Annotated in this window: 20 protein-coding genes; 11 read left to right on the top strand and 9 right to left on the bottom strand. The window is 70.9% G+C overall.

Annotated elements, in window-relative coordinates:
* Positions 1 to 109: 109 nt before the first annotated feature.
* Both I004_RS0106175 and I004_RS0106170 read left to right on the top strand, forming a co-directional pair.
* Positions 110 to 964, top strand: a complete 855-nt coding sequence (locus tag I004_RS0106175) for an SDR family oxidoreductase (RefSeq protein ID WP_078510868.1) — start codon at positions 110 to 112, stop codon at positions 962 to 964.
* A gap of 97 nt (positions 965 to 1061) precedes the next feature.
* The gene (locus I004_RS0106170; RefSeq protein WP_028434762.1) at positions 1062 to 1790 is read left to right on the top strand and encodes a FadR/GntR family transcriptional regulator; all 729 of its coding nucleotides are present in this window, start codon (positions 1062 to 1064) and stop codon (positions 1788 to 1790) included.
* An 18-nt stretch (positions 1791 to 1808) separates the two neighbouring features.
* On the opposite strand, the gene I004_RS0106165 is transcribed toward I004_RS0106170, so the two are convergent.
* Positions 1809 to 2024: a DUF397 domain-containing protein gene (locus tag I004_RS0106165; protein ID WP_028434761.1), complete on the bottom strand. Its 216-nt coding sequence runs from the start codon at positions 2022 to 2024 to the stop codon at positions 1809 to 1811.
* Positions 2021 to 2860 carry a Scr1 family TA system antitoxin-like transcriptional regulator gene (locus I004_RS0106160; RefSeq protein ID WP_028434760.1) on the bottom strand — a complete coding sequence of 280 codons (840 nt, stop codon included), beginning with the start codon at positions 2858 to 2860 and terminating at the stop codon, positions 2021 to 2023. The genes I004_RS0106165 and I004_RS0106160 overlap by 4 nt, the downstream gene beginning before the upstream one ends.
* A 227-nt stretch (positions 2861 to 3087) precedes the next feature.
* On the opposite strand from I004_RS0106160, the gene I004_RS32510 reads away from it, so the two are divergent.
* The 4 genes from I004_RS32510 to I004_RS32505 all read left to right on the top strand — a co-directional run bounded on the left by I004_RS32510 (position 3088) and on the right by I004_RS32505 (position 7675).
* Positions 3088 to 3666: a MarR family winged helix-turn-helix transcriptional regulator gene (locus tag I004_RS32510; protein WP_051344743.1), complete on the top strand. Its 579-nt coding sequence runs from the start codon at positions 3088 to 3090 to the stop codon at positions 3664 to 3666.
* Positions 3666 to 4562, top strand: coding sequence for an EamA family transporter (locus tag I004_RS0106150; RefSeq protein ID WP_028434759.1), 897 nt, complete (start codon positions 3666 to 3668; stop codon positions 4560 to 4562). The genes I004_RS32510 and I004_RS0106150 overlap by 1 nt, the downstream gene beginning before the upstream one ends.
* Before the next feature lie 132 nt (positions 4563 to 4694).
* Complete coding sequence (locus I004_RS0106145; protein WP_028434758.1) at positions 4695 to 7364, top strand: ATP-dependent Clp protease ATP-binding subunit; 2670 nt, start codon at positions 4695 to 4697, stop codon at positions 7362 to 7364.
* Between the two features lie 50 nt (positions 7365 to 7414).
* Positions 7415 to 7675 carry a DUF4236 domain-containing protein gene (locus I004_RS32505; RefSeq protein ID WP_051344741.1) on the top strand — a complete coding sequence of 87 codons (261 nt, stop codon included), beginning with the start codon at positions 7415 to 7417 and terminating at the stop codon, positions 7673 to 7675.
* 18 nt (positions 7676 to 7693) lie between these two features.
* On the opposite strand, the gene I004_RS0106135 is transcribed toward I004_RS32505, so the two are convergent.
* The 3 genes from I004_RS0106135 to I004_RS0106125 form a co-directional block, all read right to left on the bottom strand.
* On the bottom strand, positions 7694 to 8428 hold the full coding sequence (locus I004_RS0106135) for a GAF and ANTAR domain-containing protein (protein ID WP_486579764.1): 735 nt from the start codon (positions 8426 to 8428) through the stop codon (positions 7694 to 7696).
* A 69-nt stretch (positions 8429 to 8497) separates the two neighbouring features.
* Positions 8498 to 9376: a DNA-formamidopyrimidine glycosylase family protein gene (locus I004_RS0106130; RefSeq protein WP_028434756.1), complete on the bottom strand. Its 879-nt coding sequence runs from the start codon at positions 9374 to 9376 to the stop codon at positions 8498 to 8500.
* A 54-nt stretch (positions 9377 to 9430) separates the two neighbouring features.
* The gene (locus tag I004_RS0106125; RefSeq protein ID WP_028434755.1) at positions 9431 to 9856 is read right to left on the bottom strand and encodes an OsmC family protein; all 426 of its coding nucleotides are present in this window, start codon (positions 9854 to 9856) and stop codon (positions 9431 to 9433) included.
* A gap of 249 nt (positions 9857 to 10105) precedes the next feature.
* Here I004_RS0106125 and I004_RS0106120 point away from each other — a divergent pair, with 249 nt between their 5' ends.
* The 3 genes from I004_RS0106120 (at position 10106) to I004_RS0106110 (ending at position 12011) form a co-directional block, all read left to right on the top strand.
* Positions 10106 to 10660 carry a GH25 family lysozyme gene (locus I004_RS0106120; protein ID WP_037975077.1) on the top strand — a complete coding sequence of 185 codons (555 nt, stop codon included), beginning with the start codon at positions 10106 to 10108 and terminating at the stop codon, positions 10658 to 10660.
* Between the two features lie 113 nt (positions 10661 to 10773).
* Positions 10774 to 11178, top strand: a complete 405-nt coding sequence (locus tag I004_RS40185; RefSeq protein ID WP_028434753.1) for a hypothetical protein — start codon at positions 10774 to 10776, stop codon at positions 11176 to 11178.
* A 38-nt stretch (positions 11179 to 11216) separates the two neighbouring features.
* On the top strand, positions 11217 to 12011 hold the full coding sequence (locus I004_RS0106110) for a DUF1707 SHOCT-like domain-containing protein (RefSeq protein WP_028434752.1): 795 nt from the start codon (positions 11217 to 11219) through the stop codon (positions 12009 to 12011).
* A gap of 78 nt (positions 12012 to 12089) precedes the next feature.
* On the opposite strand, the gene I004_RS0106105 is transcribed toward I004_RS0106110, so the two are convergent.
* The 4 genes from I004_RS0106105 to I004_RS0106090 all read right to left on the bottom strand — a co-directional run bounded on the left by I004_RS0106105 (position 12090) and on the right by I004_RS0106090 (position 16539).
* Positions 12090 to 13718 carry a CoA transferase gene (locus I004_RS0106105; protein WP_078510867.1) on the bottom strand — a complete coding sequence of 543 codons (1629 nt, stop codon included), beginning with the start codon at positions 13716 to 13718 and terminating at the stop codon, positions 12090 to 12092.
* Positions 13719 to 13895: 177 nt separating this feature from the next.
* The gene (locus I004_RS0106100) at positions 13896 to 14702 is read right to left on the bottom strand and encodes a DeoR/GlpR family DNA-binding transcription regulator (RefSeq protein ID WP_028434750.1); all 807 of its coding nucleotides are present in this window, start codon (positions 14700 to 14702) and stop codon (positions 13896 to 13898) included.
* Positions 14699 to 15541 carry a class II fructose-bisphosphate aldolase gene (locus I004_RS0106095; protein ID WP_028434749.1) on the bottom strand — a complete coding sequence of 281 codons (843 nt, stop codon included), beginning with the start codon at positions 15539 to 15541 and terminating at the stop codon, positions 14699 to 14701. Before I004_RS0106095 ends, I004_RS0106100 begins: the two co-directional genes overlap by 4 nt.
* 101 nt (positions 15542 to 15642) lie before the next feature.
* A complete protein-coding gene (locus I004_RS0106090; protein ID WP_028434748.1) occupies positions 15643 to 16539 on the bottom strand; it encodes a sugar isomerase in 897 nt (298 codons plus the stop codon).
* 392 nt (positions 16540 to 16931) lie between these two features.
* On the opposite strand from I004_RS0106090, the gene I004_RS0106085 reads away from it, so the two are divergent.
* Together I004_RS0106085 and I004_RS0106080 are read left to right on the top strand one after the other, a co-directional pair.
* On the top strand, positions 16932 to 18098 hold the full coding sequence (locus I004_RS0106085) for a CaiB/BaiF CoA transferase family protein (protein ID WP_028434747.1): 1167 nt from the start codon (positions 16932 to 16934) through the stop codon (positions 18096 to 18098).
* A complete protein-coding gene (locus I004_RS0106080; protein WP_028434746.1) occupies positions 18095 to 19120 on the top strand; it encodes an LLM class F420-dependent oxidoreductase in 1026 nt (341 codons plus the stop codon). Before I004_RS0106085 ends, I004_RS0106080 begins: the two co-directional genes overlap by 4 nt.
* Positions 19121 to 19208: the final 88 nt, after the last annotated feature.

The raw sequence follows: 19208 nt of genomic DNA, 5'->3' as shown, positions 1-19208 counted from the left end.
GGTCGCACGCGGGAATGTTCAATCCATTAATTATGAATTAACGTAAGTGCAGCTCGGGTAGGGGTCAACCCTCCCGGCGACGGTCCGTACAGACGCGAGGAGCAGCCCGATGACAGGGCCCACGGAGCACCCGGCGACAGGTCCGGAGACAGGCGCGACGGGGGTGGACGGGGCGCCAGGGACGACGCAGGACGCCCCGGTCCCGGCCGCTGCCGCCGCTCGCTTCCGCGGCCTGACCGCCGTCGTCACCGGAGCCGCGTCCGGAATCGGCGCCGCCACCGCATGCCGACTCGCGGAGGAGGGCGCCGCCGTCGTGGTCGCCGACGTCGACGAGCAGCGGGGCGCACAGGTCGCGAAGGACATACGCGGGAGCGGCGGTGACGCCGTGTTCGTCCGTGCCGACGTGGGAAGCGAGGACGGTTGGCGGCGCATTCTCGAAGCCGCCCACGCCTACGGGCCCGTCGGCGTCCTGGTGAGCAATGCGGTGAAGGTCGAACTCGCCCCCGCGCACGAGACCACGCCGGAATCCTGGAACCGGCAGATCAACGTCGGGCTGACCGCCGCCTACCTCGGCGTACGCGCCTGCCTGGCCGATCTGCGCGCCGGAGCCGGAGCCGTCGTCCTCGTCTCCTCCGTGCACGCACACCGCGGCATCCCCGGGCACCCCGCGTATGCGGCGGCGAAGGGCGGACTGCTGTCGCTGAGCGGCCAGTTGACGGTCGAGTACGGACCGGAGGTGCGGTTCAACACCGTGCTGCCGGGACCGGTCCTCACCGGGTTGTGGGACCGCGTGCCGGAGGATGAGAGGGCAGCCAGCGTCGCGGAGACCGCGGCCCGCCGGTTCGGCACACCGCAGGAGGTCGCCTCCGCCATCGCGTACCTGGCCTCGCCCGAGGCGTCGTACGTCACGGGAGCGAGTCTGCTCGTGGACGGGGGCTGGAGCGTCATGAAGTCCTCGGCGTGACGGGGGAGCGGGGAGCGAGGATCGGGGTGCCGGGCCGGACGCAGGCCCGGGAGATCACGGGGCGGGGTGGATCGACCATGAGAGAGAAGGCCAGGGAATGTCCGGTTACGCGCGGCGAGGGGTACACGGCCAGACCGTCGAGGTCATCGCACACCGGGTGCTGAGCGGCCGCATCGGTGAGGGCGACACGCTCGACCTGGGTGCGCTCCAGAGCGAACTCGGCGTCAGCCTCACCGCGTTGCGCGAATCGCTGAAGGTGCTCGCCGCCAAGGGCATGGTCGACGCGCGGCAGAAGCGCGGCACGTTCGTACGGCCGCGTGCCGACTGGCACTTTCTCGACGCGGACGTGCTGCGCTGGCAGTTCGAGTCCGCCGAAGGCCCGGACGCCGGAGCCGGCAACCCCCTGCTGCGTGACCTCGGTGAGGTTCGGGCCATCGTCGAACCGGCGGCCGTACGGCTCGCGGCGGAGCGCCGCACCGACGCGGACCTCGCCGCGCTGGACCACGCACTCGACGCGATGACTGAGGCCTCCGTGGTCGGCGACGAGGCGGTCGACGCGGACCTCGCCTTTCACCGGGCCCTGCTCGCGGCATCGCACAACGAGATGCTGGAGCGGATGGAGATGGTCATCGCCACGGGCCTCGCCTTCCGAGACCGGCTCGTCCACGCCTCCGGGCACCGCCCGCAGAACCCCGTGCCCAGCCACGGGGCGGTCCTCGACGCGGTACGAGCGCGCGACGCCGACGGGGCGGAGGCGGCCATGCGGGCCCTCCTCGACCAGTCGGCCAAGGACCTCGACAAGATCCGCGGCAAGCGAGACGGGTGAGGGTCGAGCCCGGCGCCCTCAGCGTCGGCCGGCGTCCGCGACGAATCCCACGAAGGTCGCCCACTGCCGCGACGGGACCGAAAGCACGGGCCCCTGCGCGGACTTCGAGTCCCTCACGTGGACCGTGCCCGCACCGGCGGCGACCTCGAGGCAGTCACCGCCGTCCGAACCGCTGTGGCTGCTCTTGAACCAGCGCAGCTCGCCGGAACCGGCCTTGTGCTGCTCGGTGTTCATAGCTCTCCCGCAAGCTGCTCGATGAATGCCGTGGACTCCCTGATGTTCAGGGCCATCGAGCGCAGCTTGCCATACCGGAGAGAGAACGAACTCACATGCGCGCGGTCGCAGACGACGTGACCGATGCCCTGCGACTCGAAGTAGCCGAAGTGCTGATGCTCTCCCGTCTCGATGAGCACCATGGGCCCGTTGAGTCCTGGGTGGAACCCGCGCCCAAGCGGCATGACCTGGATCTCCACGTTGCGCAACCGGCCTTGCGTCAGAAGATGATCGATCTGATGCCGCATCGTTTCCGGAGTCCCGAGCGGATTGCGCAGCGCCGCCTCATCGATGACGAACGAGAAGTTGACGGCCGGGCGCTTCGTAAGGAGGCGCTGCCTGTTCAACCGGGCGTCGACGTGCTGCTCGACGACCTCGTCCTCCAGGGGAGGGCATCTGCCCTCGAACACGGTACGTGCGTAGTCCTCGGTCTGCAGTAGCCCTGGAATGAGTTGCGGGTCGTACGAGCTGCGGCTCACCGCTTCCATCTCGATCAGGACGAAGTCCCGGAAGAAGGCCGGGAGTTTGGCGAAGTCCACGTCCTCCTGGAGGACTTGCAGCGCACCGCCCGCCTCCAGCACCCGCTCGGCCGCAGCGGTGAAGGGCGCTTTCGCCGGGCGGCGGCCCTGCTCCACCGAAGCGACCGACTCGTGTGAGTAGCTGATCCGTTCGGCCAACTCCTCCTGTGTCAGCCGGGCGTTCTCGCGGAAGAGCTTCAGCAACTTTCCGTAGCCGACCCAGATGGCGGGCCGGTCGTCGTTCTTCCTGCCGGTCTGCTTGCTGTTCGTGCCGCCCATGCGCGCCTCACGTCGTCGACGAAGATGTGAGGTCCAACGCCGACGTGTCCGGCAGGGCTACGGGCAGTGGCCCGTACAACCCCCGCCGACGCCCGTACACGCTGACGCTCCGGAGAGGTCCGCTGTGTTCTTCTCAGCCCGTTACGCAGCCACGGACGTCGGGTGGCTCGTCGATTACCCGGGCCCGAGGGGTTGAGCGGAATCTCCGCGAGCGGTATGCATGAGTCATGCATGATATGAACCGCACAGCCAACCTCCTCGGCGCCACCGCGCTCGCCGTGGCCGACCTGGCCCTCACCGGTGCCACCAAGGCGGCCGGGACCAGCACCAGCGGCTCCGCCGCACTGGTGGTGCTCTCCGCCTCACCGGGCCTCAGCGTCACCGAACTCGGCCGCCGCGTCGGCCTCTCACAGCCCGCCGCGGCCCGCATGGTCGACTCGCTGGAGGCAGCCGGTCTCGTCGAGCGGCGCCCGGGACCCGGACGCTGGGTCTCCGTGACGCCGACCACCGCCGGCGCCCGCACCGCACGCACGATGCTCACCGCCCGCAGCGCCCCGCTGAACGGGATCGTGGAGGTGCTGGACGAGTCCGAACGGGAGGAACTCGACGGGCTCCTGGGCAAGTTGCTGACGCGGCTCTACGCGGAGGTCGGCAACGCGGATCTGCTGTGCCGCCTCTGCGACCGCGCGGGCTGCGTGCACGGGGGCGCGGTCTGTCCCGTCGGGCAGGCCGAGCGCGACGAAGAGCGCGACCAGCGGGACGGGAACGGCGGGAGCAGTGAAGAAGCCGCGTCGCGCGGCAGCTGATGGGTGCCCTCCTCGCCCTCGCCTCCGCCGTCTTCTACGGAATGGCCGACTTCACGGGCGGCCTGCTCTCCCGCCGTGCGGGCTTCGCCCTGGTCGCCCTCACCGGCCAGGCCGGCGGACTCCTGCTCGCCCTCGCGGCGGCCCCGCTGTACCCGGCGCCCTCACCGGCGTTCCCCGATCTCGCCTGGGGGGCGCTCTCCGGGGTCGGCACCGGGCTGGGCATGATCTTCCTCTACCGGGGGATGAGCCGTGGCGCGATGAGCGTCGTGGTGCCCGTCAGCGCCGTGGGAGGCCTGGCCCTGCCCGTACTGGCAGGAGTGGCGGTCCTCGGCGAACGCCCGTCCGCGCTGTCCTGGCTGGGCATCTTCGTCGCCGTGCCGTCCCTCTGGCTGGCGTCGCGCACCGCTCCCGCACTCTCCACCGCGCCCGCGGCCTCCCTGGACGGACTCACCGCCGGGGCCGGCATCGCCCTCCAGTACGCGGCACTCGCCCAGGCCGGCCAGGGCTCCGGCATCTGGCCCGTCACCGCCGGCCGTCTCACCGCCCTCGCCGTGATCCTGCCCGCCGCGCTGCCGCCGCTGCGCGCCGCACTGACCCGGCAGCGGACCGGGCCTTCCGGGCGGACGGGGAGGACGAGGCGGGCAGCGCGGACCGTGCTCCCGCTGCGCCAGGCGGCCGGGGCCGCCGCGACGGGCATGGCCGCTGCGCTGGCCCTGGTGTTCTATCTCCTGGCCACGCGCGAGCAGATCGTCACGGTCGCCGTCGTGCTCTCCTCGCTGTATCCCGCGATCCCGGTGCTCCTGGGGCTCACCGTCCTGCGTGAACGTCCCACCCGGCTGCAGACCGCGGGCCTCCTCGGCGCGGCCGTCGCCACGGGACTGCTCACAGCGGGCTGAAGCGGTCCGGGAAGAGCCCCGGGAAGACCGCCGCGCACGTGTTGCAGGGCCTTTCGGGGGAACCCCGACCGGAAGCTTCATGAAGCCGACACAGCGTGGCCCGGCCAGCTCGGGTCAGCGGGACGGATTCCAATGACCAGCGGGTACATGGGTCCCGAGGACTTCGGCAGGGACCCGTTCGGAGAGTACATACGGCGGATCCTGGAGGGCGCCGACTCGTCAGTCGGTGGCAGCGACAGCGGCAGCGGCAACCGGGATCCCCGCTACTACGACTTCCTCCGTCTGATGAGCGAACCCGCGCGGCAGCTCATCTCCGAAGCGGCCTCGTACGCGGCGCAGCGCGGCAGCAGCGATCTGGACACAGAGCATCTGCTGCGCGCGGCGCTCACCACCGAACCGACCCGCACCATGATCAACCGCGCGGGCGCGGACACCGACGCGCTCGCCCACAACATCGACCGCGAGGTGGGGGAGGGAGCGCCGCGCAAGTCCATCGCCGTCAGCCCCGCCGTCAAGCGCGCGCTCCTGGACGCCCACGACATCGCCCGTGCGCGGGGCGCCTCCTACATCGGCAGCGAGCATGTGCTCATCGCGCTCGCCGCCAACCGCGACTCGACTGCCGGGCAGATCCTGGGCGCGGCCCACTTCGACCCGCGTGCCGCCTCCTCCGGCCCCTTCCCCGGCCACCCGGGCCAGCCCGGCCAGCCGGGGCACCCCGGTCAGGGCGGGCCGCAGTACCCCGGAGGACAGGCCCCCGGCCCGGAGGCGCCTCCCGGCAGGGGACCACAGGGCAAGCAGCGCTCCGAGACGCCCAACCTCGACAAGTACGGCACCGACCTGACGGAGATGGCACACGACGGGCGCATCGACCCCGTGATCGGCAGGGAGGAGGAGATCGAGCAGACCATCGAGATCCTCGCCCGCCGCGGCAAGAACAACCCCGTCCTCATCGGTGAGGCGGGCGTCGGCAAGACAGCCATCGTGGAGGGACTGGCCCAGCGCATCACCGACGGCGACGTGCCGGACAGCCTTCTGGGCCGCCGCGTCGTACAGCTCGACGTCTCCGGCGTCGTCGCGGGCACCCGCTACCGCGGCGACTTCGAGGAGCGGCTCAACAGCATCATCGACGAGATCCGTGAGCGCTCCGAGCAGCTGATCGTCTTCATCGACGAGCTGCACACCGTCGTCGGCGCCGGCGGAGGCGGAACCGAGGGCGGCTCGATGGACGCGAGCAACATGCTCAAACCGCCGCTCTCCCGAGGCGAATTGCACGTCATCGGCGCCACCACGCTCGAGGAGCACCGCCGCCACATCGAGAAGGACGCGGCGCTCGCACGGCGCTTCCAGCCCGTCCTCGTCTCCGAGCCGAGCGTGCCCGACGCGGTGGAGATCCTGCGGGGCCTGCGCGACCGCTACGAGGCGCACCACCAGGTCCGCTACACCGGGGACGCCCTCATCGCCGCCGTCGAGCTGTCCGACCGCTACCTGACGGGCCGTTTCCTGCCGGACAAGGCCATCGACCTCCTCGACCAGGCCGGCGCCCGCGTACGGCTGCGCACCGCGACCCGCGGCACCGACATGCGGGCACTGGAGCGCGAGGCGGAACGGGTCAGCCGGGACAAGGACCAGGCCGTCGCAGCCGAGGACTACGAGCGCGCCACGCAGCTGCGGGACCGCCTCACGGAGCTGGAGGAGGAGATCGGCCGCGGCGAACGCAAGCAGCATCCCAACGGGCGCATCGCCGAGGTCACCGTCGAGGACATCGCCGACATCGTCGCCCGCCAGACGGGCATCCCCGTCAGCAACCTCACCCAGGAGGAGCGGGAACGGCTGCTCAGCATGGAGGACCGGCTGCGCGAACGCGTCATCGGTCAGGACGAAGCCGTCTCCGCCGTGGCCGACGCCGTGCTGCGCTCCCGCGCCGGCCTGGCGAGCCCTGCCAAGCCCATCGGCAGCTTCCTCTTCCTCGGCCCCACCGGCGTCGGCAAGACCGAACTCGCCCGCGCGCTCACCGAGTCGCTCTTCGGCACCGACGAGCGGATGGTGCGCCTCGACATGAGCGAGTACCAGGAGCGGCACACCGTCAGCCGGCTCGTCGGTGCCCCTCCCGGCTACGTCGGGCACGAGGACGCGGGCCAGCTGACCGAGACCGTGCGCCGCAACCCGTACTCCCTGCTGCTCCTGGACGAGATCGAGAAGGCGCATGCGGACGTCTTCAACCTCCTGCTCCAGGTGCTCGACGACGGACGCCTGACGGACTCACAGGGCCGCACCGTCGACTTCACCAACACCGTCATCGTCATGACCAGCAACCTCGGCTCCGAGGCCATCACCGGACGAGGCGCCGTCCTCGGCTTCGGCAGCGGCGACGAGGAGGAAGAGGAGGACGCCCGGCGCGAGCGCGTGATGCGGCCGCTGCGGGAGAACTTCCGCCCGGAGTTCCTCAACCGCATCGACGAGATCGTCATCTTCCGGCAGCTCTCCGACGAGCAACTGCGCACCGTCACGGACATGATGCTGGACGAGACGCGACACCGGGTCCACGCACAGGACCTGACCGTCGAGTTCACCCCGGCCGCCGTCGACTGGCTCGCCCACCGCGGCTACCAGCCCGAGTACGGGGCGCGGCCCCTGCGCAGGACCATCCAGCGCGAGGTGGACAACCGGCTCTCACGGATGCTGCTCAGCGGTGAACTGAAGCCGCACACCGGGCTGTTGGTCGATGCGGAGGCCGACGAACTGGTCTTCAGGCCGCAGGGCGACGTCGCGTCGGCCGGTTCGGACGACCGGCGCATGCCGTGAACGATCACGGGCACGAGGGACAGCAGCGGTCCTGACACAAGGAGGCGATCATGCCGCTGACGTTCCGTAAGAGCTTTCAGGTTCTGCCCGGGGTCAAGCTGAACATCAACCGCAAGTCGTGGTCGGTGACCACGGGCGGCAAGAAGGGCCCGCGCCGCACCGTCAACTCGAACGGTCGCCAAACGACGTCGATGGACTTGCCGGGCCCGTTCGGCTACCGGCACACCACCTCGTCCTCCTCCAGCCGCCGGACCAGCCGGGGGAGCAAGCTGAAGTACCTCACCCGGGTCATGCGGGGCGGGAAGGGCTAGGCCCCTGGCAGACGGGGCTTATCTGCTGGGCTTCGCGCCCGGGATCTCACCGGTCTCGGTGACGATGTGGACGATCTCGCGCAGCTTGGTGTTCCGGTCCTGCGAACTCTTCTTCAGCACGGCGAAGGCCTGGTCCTCGTCGAGGTGGTAGCGCTCCATGACGATGCCGATGGCCTCGCCGATGTTGTGCCGCGTCTCCAGCGCCGTGTGCAGCTGCGCGTGCGTACGTGCGCTGGAGAAGGCGACCGCCGCATGTGAGGCGAGCAGCCAGCCGACGTGCTCGGACTGCCGCGTGAAGGCATTCGGCTCCGAGGAGTAGATGTCGAGGGCTCCGAGGTTGTCCTCCTCGGTGTAAAGAAGGAAGCCCATCATGCTTCCGATGCCCAGCTTGCGGGCCTCGGGCGCGTAGCGGGGCCACCGCGTGACGGTCTCGGTCATGTCCGCGACCCGGTAGACCTCCTTCGGCGTCCGGGCGGCATCGAAGCAGGGGCCCTCGTTCACCTCGCCCTGCATGCGGTCCGAGGCACGTACCACGTCACTGCTCGTGGCCAGCGTCCTGACCTGCCGGTTCTCCACGGTCATGACACCTGCGGCCTCACACCCGTCCACCAGGTCCACGGCGTGTGCCACGACACGGTCGAGGGTCTTCTGCACCGAATCCTGGGCGAGCAGATCGCGGGCCATGTTGGCCAGGCCTGTGGCGAACTCCTCCAGCTCGTCGGCGGACATACCCGTTCCCTCATCAGTCGTCATCGGTGGCGCCCCTCCCCAGGTCCGAACAGTATGCCCTGCTCTGGCAGCGTCAGGCTTTGTGGCCTGGGGCTACTTCAGCAGCCGCGACATGCGGCGGTCTGCGAGCGGCTTGCCGCCTGTCTGGCAGGTGGGGCAGTACTGCAGGGCGGAGTCGCTGAAGGAGACCTCCCGCACGGTGTCGCCGCAGACAGGACACGGCTCGCCCTTGCGGCCGTGCACCCGCAGCCCTGTCTTCTTCTCCGACTTGAGCTTCCCGGCGGCCAGCCCCCGCGAGCGTTCGACGGCATCGCGGAGGGTGGCGCGCAGCGCCTCGTAGAGGCCGGAGATCTCCTCCTCCGTGAGCTCGCCCGCGATCTTGAACGGTGACAGCCGTGCCGCATGCAGGATCTCGTCCGAGTAGGCGTTCCCGACCCCGGCGATCACGCTCTGGTCGCGCAGCAGCCCTTTGATCCGGTGGCGCTGCCCCTGCACGAGGCCGGCGAAGACCTCCCTGGTGAAGTCGTCGGCGAGCGGGTCCGGCCCGAGCCGCTCGATGCCCGGAACCTGTGACGGATCGTGCACGCAGTAGACCGCGAGGCGCTTGCGCGTCCCGGCCTCGGTGAGATCGAACCCGCCGCCGTCGCCGCCCTGCTCCGGGCCGGCCAGTGACAGCCTCAGGGCCAGTGGCCCCTTGCCCGGGCGGGGCGGACCCGGCGGGACGGAATCGCGCCAGCGCAGCCATCCCGCCCGGGCCAGGTGTACGACCAGATGCAGGCCGCCCGCCTCAAGGTCGAGGAACTTCCCGTGCCGGGACACACCCGTGACCGTCTGCCCCTCCAGCGCGGAGGGCTGCGGCTCGTACGTCTTCAGCACGCTGATCGCCACGGGCGTGACGCGCTCCACCGTGCGCCCCGTGAGGCGGTCGTCCAGGAAGTCGCGCAGCGCCTCGACCTCGGGCAGTTCCGGCATCTCTCCTCCGCTCCCGTACGGCAGCGGGAGGCTCGTACCCGCTTGCCGCCCGGCTCAGCTCAGCTTGGCGGTCAGCGTGATGGTGGTGCCCGAAAGGGCCTGAGAGACGGGGCAGTTGGCCTTGGCCTCTTCGGCCGCGGCGGTGAAGGAGGCCTCGTCGATGCCGGGGACCTCGCCCTGCACGGTGAGGTGGATGCCTGTGATGCCGGTGCCGGGCTGGAACGTCACGTCGGCCCGGGTGTCCAGCCGGGTCGGGGGCTTGCCCGCGGAGTTGAGCCCGTTGGACAGGGCCATCGAGAAGCAGCTGGAGTGCGCGGCCGCGATCAGCTCCTCCGGGCTCGTCCTGCCGTTCGGTTCCTCCGCGCGCGACGCCCAGGTGACGGACTGCGTACCGATGCCGGAGGAGTCGAAGGTGACCTCACCCGACCCCTTCTTCAGGTCCCCGTTCCACACGGTGTGAGCGGTGCGTGTCGTCGCCATCGTCGTACTCCTCGTCGCCTGTGCGTCTCTACCAGTGTGCCGGGTGCGGCCGCTGCCGCACCCGTACCGATCCTCGCCGCCGGGCGCCACGGGTGCCGGGGGACGCGCCGGTGAAGGCCCCGCGGGCAGAGCCGCGTGATCGCCCGGAGTGACCGATCGGCGCCCCACGGTGGCCCGTTCGGGGGTACGGTGCGCCGGGTTGCGGGTATCGGAACTGATGACCGCGCGGCCGGACGGCAGAAGGAGTGCATGGTGATCAAGGGCGTCGACGTCTCGAGCTACCAACCGTCGGACTACAGCACGAAAGGTCTCGACTTCGTCTTCATCAAGATCACGGAAGGCACGTCGTACACCAACCCCAAGTGGGTCGCCCAGCGCAAGACCGCGCGCGATGCCGAACTCGTCACCGGCTTCTACCACTTCGGCCGCGCCGGGAGCATGAAGAAGCAGGCCGACTACTTCATGTCGAAGATCAACCTGGTCAAGGGCGACATGCTCGTCCTGGACTGGGAGGACTCCGAGGTCACCAACGCGGAGAAGGACTACTTCATCAAGTACGTCCAGAAGGAACGCCCCCACACCAGGGTCCTGCTGTACTGCAACACCAACTTCTGGTTCAACCACGACACGACATCGTTCGCCGGTGACGGGCTGTGGATAGCCCACTACAACGGCAAGCCCGGCAAGCCCGGAATCAAGCACTCGTGGCGCTTCCACCAGTACACCAACGACCCGATCGACACGAACCTCGCCAAGTTCGACACCCGCGCCGATCTGCGCAAGTGGACGCACAAGGAGCCCTAGCAGGCGGGGAGTTGGGGCGCCGTCCGGGTTCTCTCCAGGGGCGGGCCGGTCGTTCCGGTGCCCAGGGCGGCCCTCGCGCGACACGCGGTGCCGAATGCGGATAACCTCCCGGCATGCCCGAAGCGAACATAAGCCCGCCGACCGAAGACGAGACCACCGAGGACGGGGCCGCCGCGGTCACCGGGGGAGAAGAGCCCGGGCCCGCGCCGGGTGAGGAGGGGGAGCCGGCCGAGCAGACCGGACCGGCCGCTCGTACCGGTCTGACACCGCGGCAGGCACGCAGGGTCCGCGCCGTCGTCTCCGGCGTCGTCATGGTGGCGGTGGCCGTCGCACTCGTCGTACGGCTGGGCAGCGCACCCTCCGTGCTCACCATGGGCTTCTACGGCATCGCGCTCATCCTCTCCGGCACCGCGATCGTGCTGAGCCGCCGTGGCCGGACCAGGGTCGCCACCGGGGTGTTGGTGCTTGGGTTCGCGGCCGTTGCCCTGGCCGAGTGGCTTCTCGCGTCCGTCCAGTAGCCGGTTCCGGAGGCCACTGTGCGTAATAGGGTGACCACATGAGTGACGAGCACCCGGACATGCGCGCTTCGGACGCCGAGCGGGAGCGCGTCGCGGACGTGCTGCGCGATGCGCTGGCCGAGGGGCGGCTCGGCATGGACGAGTTCCAGGAACGCCTCGACAGCACCTACCGGGCCCGCACGCGCGGGGAGTTGGTTCCTCTCGTGCGCGATCTCCCGCACCACTCGGACGAGGACGCCTCCGGCGGCCGCTTGCCGGAGGTGACGGGTGCGCAGGATGCCTCGCCTGCCCCGTCGCTGCGCAAGACGCGACGCTGGGCGGAGCGGATCGGCGGAAGGGCCACCTCGCGCTGGGGCATCGGCGTCATGGGCGGATTCGGCCGGCGCGGACAGTGGACCGTGCCGCGCGTCTTCACCGGCATCGGCATCATGGGCGGCGGTGAACTGGACCTGCGCGAGGCCCGTTTCGAGGACCAGGACGTCGTCATCCGCTGCTTCGCCCTGATGGGCGGCTTCAGCGTCACCGTGCCGCCAGGAGTTGGCGTCGAGGTTCGCGGCGTCGGCATCATGGGCGGATTCGACTCCTCCGCCTCCGGATTCGGCGACGCCGACGCACCGCGCGTGGTGATCACCGGCGTCACGGTGATGGGCGGCGTCGGAGTCGTACGGAAGATCCCGCGCGAGGAGAAGCTCAAGTTGCGCGCCGAGCGGCGCCAGCAGCGGGAGCTGGAACGCCGCGAGCGCAGGGAAGGGCGGGGCCGCCGCGGACACGGCGGGCCCCACGGCGGTCATGGGAGCCACGGAAGCAGCGACCGCGGCGGCAAGTCCCTGTAGGGGAGGTCGCCGACCCCCGGGTGGCCGGCGAGTCGGACCGGCCTGCGGTCGCCCCGCCCGGATCACCACCAGCCCGGATCACCACCAAGCAGCGGGATCCGTGCCGGGCATGCCGGGCGGGTGCGGCCAGTCCGCGGGGGAGCCGTCATAGGCGACGGGTGGCAGCGCATAGCGCAGACGGCCCAGCGGGCTGTCCGTCTCGGCCAGCCAGGCTGCCGGATCCACCGGGTCCTGGGCAGCGGCCTCCGCCGCTTGGGACAGGGCAAAGGGTGAAATCTGCGAAGTCAGCCCGTTCATCAGCCAGTTGGCGGTCTGCGAGAGGGCCAGCCGAACGAGCCTCGAGCCGCACCGGCCACGCCGCTGCTCGGTGAGTGCCCGCATCAACGCGGCTGCCAGCAGGTAGCCGGTGCCGTGGTCGAGGGCCTGCGCCGGCAGGGCGCCCGGGATCCCCTCGCCCGCCTCGTCCTGCTGCCCCTCGATGATGGAGATTCCGCTTGCCGCCTGCACGAGGCTGTCGAAGCCGCGTCGCCTGTGCCAGGGCCCGTACGCGCCCCAGGCGCTGAGCTGGCCCACGACCACTCCCGGCCGGCGGTCGGCCAGGGACTCGGGTGCCAGACCGAAGCGGTCGAGCGCCCCGGGACGGTAACCGGTGACGACGACGTCCGCCGCCGCCAGCAGTTCGTCGAACGCCGTCTGTCCGGACCGGGACGAGAGGTCCAGGAGGGCGGAGCGCTTTCCGGCGCCGGTGTCGGCGTGCGTGTCCAGGTTCTCCGGAAGCTGTGGGGCGTCGACGCGGAGCACGTCAGCGCCGAACAGGGCAAGCGCGCGGCTGGCGACGGGACCCGCAAGGACTCTGGTGAGGTCCAGCACGCGCACCGCGTGCATCGGGCCCTTGCCCGAGGGGTCCGGCAGGGCGCGGACGGGCGCCTGGTCCATGCGTGCCGTTGTCAGCAGCGGACGGCGGGACGCCTGCACGCCCTGAGGATGTGCGGCCCACTCCTTGGCCGTGCGCACCGCGACGGCGAGGCCGCCCGCAGCGTGCACCGTCTCCTCGACCTCGGCGGCGTCACGCTGGGCCAGTTCCGTGGCCAGGATCTCCGCCAGCGTGGTGTCGTCGCGGTCCTCGACCGAGATTCCGAGGGCGGAAAGCAACCGCGTGCGGTGGTGCGGGTAGTTCGCGTGGGTGCGCAGCCAGCCGTCCGCGGTGCGCCAGAAACGGGACAGCGGGGAGAACGTCACCGGGGCGCGTCCGTCCGCTCTCAGATGACGCCCGCTGGTGAACGAGGTCGCCACCGCTCCGTCGTCCACCTGTACGGACGGCACCGCCCGAACGCCGCTGCCATTGCCATTGCCATTGCCATTGCCCCCGCCCGCGGTGGGGCCCGTCCCGGTTCCTCCGGACCGTACGGACGACAGCTCGGCCGCGGCCAGTGAGCACACCGCGACCGATGCCCGGGCCAGTTCGAGCACCGGCAGCCGGGACGGAAGCACCGCGCGCTGTGTGCAGGAGATCCTTTCGAGCAGCGCGCCGTCACCTCCCAGTGCGGCCCAGGCGTGTGCGATGCCCGGAAGACCGGCATCGGGGCCGGCACCGGCTGCCTCGGTCTGTGCCCTGGCGGGGTCCGTGCCCACCGGGTCACTGCCGGGACCGCTCGCCGGGCCGGAGGGGATCGCTGTACCGACTGCCGCTGAGGAAGATCGTTCCATGCTGGGCATTCTGGCACTGGCGGTGCGCTGTACAGAGGCAACGGACTCGCAGGTCGGCTCCGCGTCGTCGGCGACGACGTACCCGAGCGGCCATGCGGGCGCCGGACGGGTGGCAGGCGGGTGCCGGGCGGACGCACGCCGCCATGCGTACGCGTGAGCCCGCCTTCGGGCTGCCGCTCAGCTCTCGGCCATGGGCGGCGCGGCCGTCACCACACGCAGCCCCTGGTCGGTGAATTCCTGCCGGGCGGCTTCGTCCATGGCCGCGTCGGTCACGAGCGTGCCGAAGACGTCCGCCCCGCCGACGCGGGCGAAACAGCGCAGGCCAAGCTTCGAGGAGTCCGCGACGACAACGGCACGGGCCGCCCGCTCCGCCATGAGCCTGTTCGTGCTGGCCTCGGCCTCGTCGTGGACGGTGCCGCCCCACTGCGCGTCGATGCCGTTCACACCGATGAAGGCGACGTCCAGCGTCAGCTGCCGCAGCACCATCTCGCTGTAGGGACCGGTGAGTTCGAAGGAACGGGAATGGGCCACGCCGCCCGTCAGCACGATCCTGATCTGCGGGCGGACCGCCAACTCGTTCGCGATGTTGAGGGAGTTGGTGACAATCGTCAGACGCGCCTGCGGGCCCGCCTCCGCGAACTCCGGCCGGGTCGCGAGCGACCGGGCGATCTCCGTCGTCGTCGTGCCGCCGCTGAGTCCGACGACGTCGCCCTCCTCCACCATCGTTGCCGCGGCCTCGGCAACGGCGTGCTTCTGCGCCGCATGGTGACCGCGCTTGTAGCGGATCGGCAGGTCGTAGGCGACAGGGGCGAGCACGGCGCCGCCACGGGTGCGCTTGAGCAACTGCTGCTCGGCAAGTGCGTCCATGTCGCGGCGCATGGTCGCGACCGACACCTCCAGGGATGTCGCGGCCTCCGCCACGTCGAGCCGCCCACGCTCGCCGAGGAGTTCCAGCAGGGCGTTCATGCGCTCGTGCCTTCTCATGAGGCGGGTGCCCCCAGCAGGCGCAGCAACCGCTCGGCCTCCCGCGAGACCGCGTCCCTGGCGGGGCCCACGTACTTGCGGGAGTCGATGAGCGACGGACTCTCCGACAGCGTCCTGCGCACCTCACCGGTGAACACCGAGACCAGGTGTGTGGAGATGTTGATCTTCGTCATTCCGGCGGCGACGGCCGCACGCAACTCGTCGTCGGGGACCCCTGACGAGCCGTGCAGTACCAGCGGTACGGGGAGGCACTGCCGCAGGGCGCGGATCAGTTCCTTGTCGAGCACGGCCGTCCGCTCCCGCATCGCGTGCGAGGAGCCGACGGCGACCGCGAGGGCGTCCACCCGCGTGGCATCGACGAAGGCGAGCGCTTCCTCCGGATCCGTACGAGCGCCGGGGGCGTGCACCCCGTCCTTGCCGCCGACCTCGCCCAACTCGGCCTCGACGTAGACCTGTTCACCGTGACACCAGTCCGTCAGCTCCGCGGTGGTGGCGACGTTCTCCTCGTACGGCAGGGCGGATGCGTCGATCATCACCGAACGCACCCCGGCGGAGACGCCCTCCCGCACCAGAGCCGCGTCGGTGATGTGGTCCAGGTGCACGGAGACGTCGGCCTCGGAGGCCTCCGCCAGGGCGAGCGTGGCGCGCAGGACCGGCAGCAGACTCCCGTGATACCGGACGCAGTTCTCGCTGATCTGGAGGATGAGCGGGACGCCCGCGCGCTCCGCCGCGGCGACCAGTGCCTCGGCGGTCTCCAGATGCAGCACGTTGAAGGCGGGAGCGCCGAAGCCCGCCGCACGCGCCGGACCGACGACCGCGTCGGTGGAGACAAGGGGCATGCTGCGACCTCCGTTGAGGGCGGGAAAGTGCAGGGATCAGGAAGGGGGAGAGCGCCAGGAACGGCGGGGGAGTGGCCCCCGGACGGGCTCTGCCTCGGCGGTCAGGGAGTCTCCAGCATGACCGAGCGGGTCAGGCTGCGGGGTGCGTCGGGATCGAGGCCGCGCGCCCGTGCGCGCGCCAGCGCCACCCGCTGCACCAGGACCAGTTCCGCCATCGGATCGCGCTGCCCGTGGTTCACGAACAGGGCCCCCGTGCGGGCGACTTCCTCCTCCAGTCCTTCCGGTGACGGGCCGAACAGCCAGGTCACGCGCCCGGGGGCGGCGATGGATATGGGCCCGTGCCGGTACTCCATGGCCGGGTAGGACTCCGTCCAGGACTGCGAGGCCTCACGCATCTTCAGCGCCGCCTCGTGCGCCGCCCCGACTCCCCAGCCGGTGCCCAGGAACGTGAACTGCTCGGCATCCACCCACTCCTGCCGGATCTCGGCAGTGAGTGCCTCCTCGGCGTCCCGCACGGCCGCCGTGACGTCCTCGCCGAGGTGTGTCCGGAGCAGAGCGAGCGCGCTCGTGGCGAACCGCGTCTGCACGACGGACTCTTCGTCGGCGAAGGGCAGCGCGACCATCTCGTCCGAGACTCCGGTGGCCGGGGTGTCCGGGTCGCCCACGACGGTGACGGTGGGGATGCGCCCTCGCACCGCCTCCAGCAGGCGGAGGACCTCTGTCGTCGTCCCGGAGCGGGTGATGGCAAGCAACCGGTCGTAGAGCCGGCCGGCTCCGAGCATCGCCTCGGAAGCCGCGAAAGCGTCCGTCACACCGAGTCCGGTGCTCTCACGCAGCGCGGCGTACGCCTGAGCCATGAACCAGGACGTGCCGCATCCGACGACCGCCACCCGCTCCCCGGCGCGGGGCAGCGGAGCCTCCGCAGCCAGCTGCGCGGCCGCGCGCCATGTCTCCGGCTGGCTGCGCAACTCACGCTCCATGTGCGTGGTTTCGCCCATCGACCCCACCTCTCCGTGCCTGCCCGGCACCGTCTCCGCCCCGTCTGCTCGTCCCGGAATCCGTTGATCCGGTCGTCCGGCGGTGGCCTGGAGATGACGCACGAGCCAGAGTGCGCGAACATGCACTTTTCCACCGCGGTTCAATCAGTATCGCGCATGGCTTCACGTCGTGCCAGGCCACGTATGGGTGAGCAGGTGCGCACGGCATTGACGCCCTCGCTTCCGCGTTCAGTGACTGCCCGGGGCGCCGCCCGGTGGGCCTGCTTCCCGTGTGGCGCATGCCACGGCACGGCCGGTGCTCCGCCTGCCGTCCGGGCTTGTGGAATGCGCAACGCGTCCTTAGCATCACTGGTGTTACATCAGTTGTGTCAAAGTGTCAGGGGACGGGCGTGATGACAGCAGCGGCGTCGGGCGGCGAAGGTCCGCTTCGCGGTGTACGCGTCGTCGAACTGGCCGGGATCGGCCCCGGGCCCTTCGCGGCGATGCTGCTCGGCGACCTGGGCGCCGATGTCGTGCGCGTCGACCGCCCCGGCGGTCCCGTCCTGGGAATCGACCCGTCCAGCGACGTGACCAACCGCAACAAGCGTTCCGTCACGCTGGACCTGAAGGATCCGGACGGACTCGCGGCCGTCCTCGACCTCGTCGAGCGCGCCGATGTCCTCGTCGAGGGCAACCGGCCCGGCGTCGCCGAACGCCTCGGCGTCGGCCCGGATGCCTGCCTCGCTCGCAATCCCGCCCTCGTCTACGCACGCATGACGGGCTGGGGCCAGGACGGACCGCTCGCCCCGCGGGCGGGACACGACATCGGGTACATCGCCCTGACCGGTGCCCTCGGGATGACCGGTCCCGCCGACGGCCCTCCCTACGCCGCCGCCAATCTGCTCGGGGACTACGCGGGAGGTTCGCTCTACCTGGTGATCGGCGTGCTGGCCGCCCTGCAGCACGCGCGTACCCCGGGCGGGCGCGGCCAGGTCGTCGACGCCGCCATCGTCGACGGAACGAGCCACCTCACCGCCATGATCCACGGGATGCTCGCGGCGGGTGTCTGGCAGGACCGGCGGGGTGCCAACCTGCTGGACGGCGGCGCCCCCTTCTACGGCACCTACGAGACGGCCGACGGCGGCTTCATGGCCGTGGGCGCTCTGGAGCCGCAGTTCTACCGGGAGTTCACGAGGCTGCTCGGTGTCGAAGGGGAGGTGCCGGGGCGCGACGACCCGGCCGCCTGGGGCGAGTTGCGCGCCGCTGTCGCGGACCGCTTCAGGACCCGTACGAGGGACGAGTGGGACGAGGTCTTCCGCGACTCGGACGCCTGCGTCGCCCCCGTGCTCTCGTTGCGGGAGGCCCCCACGCATCCGCATCTGGCCGCCCGCGGCACCTTCGTCGAGCACGGGGGCATCACCCAGCCCGCCCCCGCGCCACGCTTCTCCGTGACTCCGACCGCCGTCTCCCGGCCGCCCGCGCTGCCCGGTGCCGACGCCGCCGAGGTGGCGCGCGACTGGCAGCTGCCCGTACTCGCCGAGCACGCCCCCTCCGACCCCGCCAAGGACAGTGACGCATGAAGATCGCCACGCCCCTCCAGTACGCAGACAACCCCCGCACCGCGGCCGAAGAGGTCGTGAAGCTGGAGGCCGCCGGTCTCGACGCGGTGTGGGTCGCCGAGGCGTACGGCTTCGACTCGCCCACCGTCATGGGCTACATCGCGGCCCGCACCGAACGCATGCTCATCGGCGCGGGCATCCTCAACGTCTACTCCCGCACCCCCGCCCTCATCGCCCAGACCGGCGCCGGTCTCGACGTCCTCTCCGGGGGACGCGCCCTGCTCGGACTCGGTGCCTCCGGTCCGCAGGTCGTCGAGGGCTGGCACGGCCGGGCCTACGACAAGCCGCTGGGCCGCACGCGCGAGACCGTCGAGCTGTGCCGGCGCATCTGGCGGCGCGAGGTCATCGACCACCACGGCATCACCGACATGCCGCTGCCCGCCGAGAAGGGCGGCAAGCTCGGCAAGCCCCTGAAGTTCCTCAACCGCCCCCAGCGCGAGGAGATCCCCCTCTACATCGCCTCCCTCGGCCCGGCCAACGTCCGGATGACCGCCGAGATCGCCGACGGCTGGCTGCCGCATCTCTTCGTCCCCGAGAAGGCGAAGCAGGTGTGGGGGACCGCGCTGGAGGAGGGCACCGCACTGCGCGCGCCGGAACGCGGCCCCCTGGAGATCTCTGCGGGCACGCTCCTGGCCATCGGCGAGGACGCGGCGGCGGTCCGGGAGCACGTGCGCCCGCTGATCGCCCTCTACATCGGCGGCATGGGCGCCAAGGGCAAGAACTTCTACAACGATGTGGCCCGGGCGTACGGTTATGAGGAGGCGGCCGAGAAGGTGCAGGACCTCTACCTCGCGGGAAAGAAACGGGAGGCAGAGGCCGCGGTCCCCGCCGAGTTCTGTGAGCTGGTCTCCCTCTGCGGTCCCGAGGGATACGTGCGTGAGCGCATCGAGGCGTTCCGCGAGGCCGGGGTGACGATGCTCAACGTGACGCCCGTCGGGTCCGACCCGGCCGAGCTGATCGAAAAGGTCAAGAGCTGGCTCTGACGGAGCCGCCGTCCCCGCGGTGCGCGGCACGGCGTACCGGTGAACAGGCGAGACGTGAAGAGCGACCACGCGAAGGCTCGAAGGGGAG

This window comes from Streptomyces sp. TAA486, from assembly GCF_000426165.1.
The sequence above is the reverse complement of the archived record's forward strand: the minus strand, read 5'-3'. Positions and strand labels throughout refer to the sequence as shown.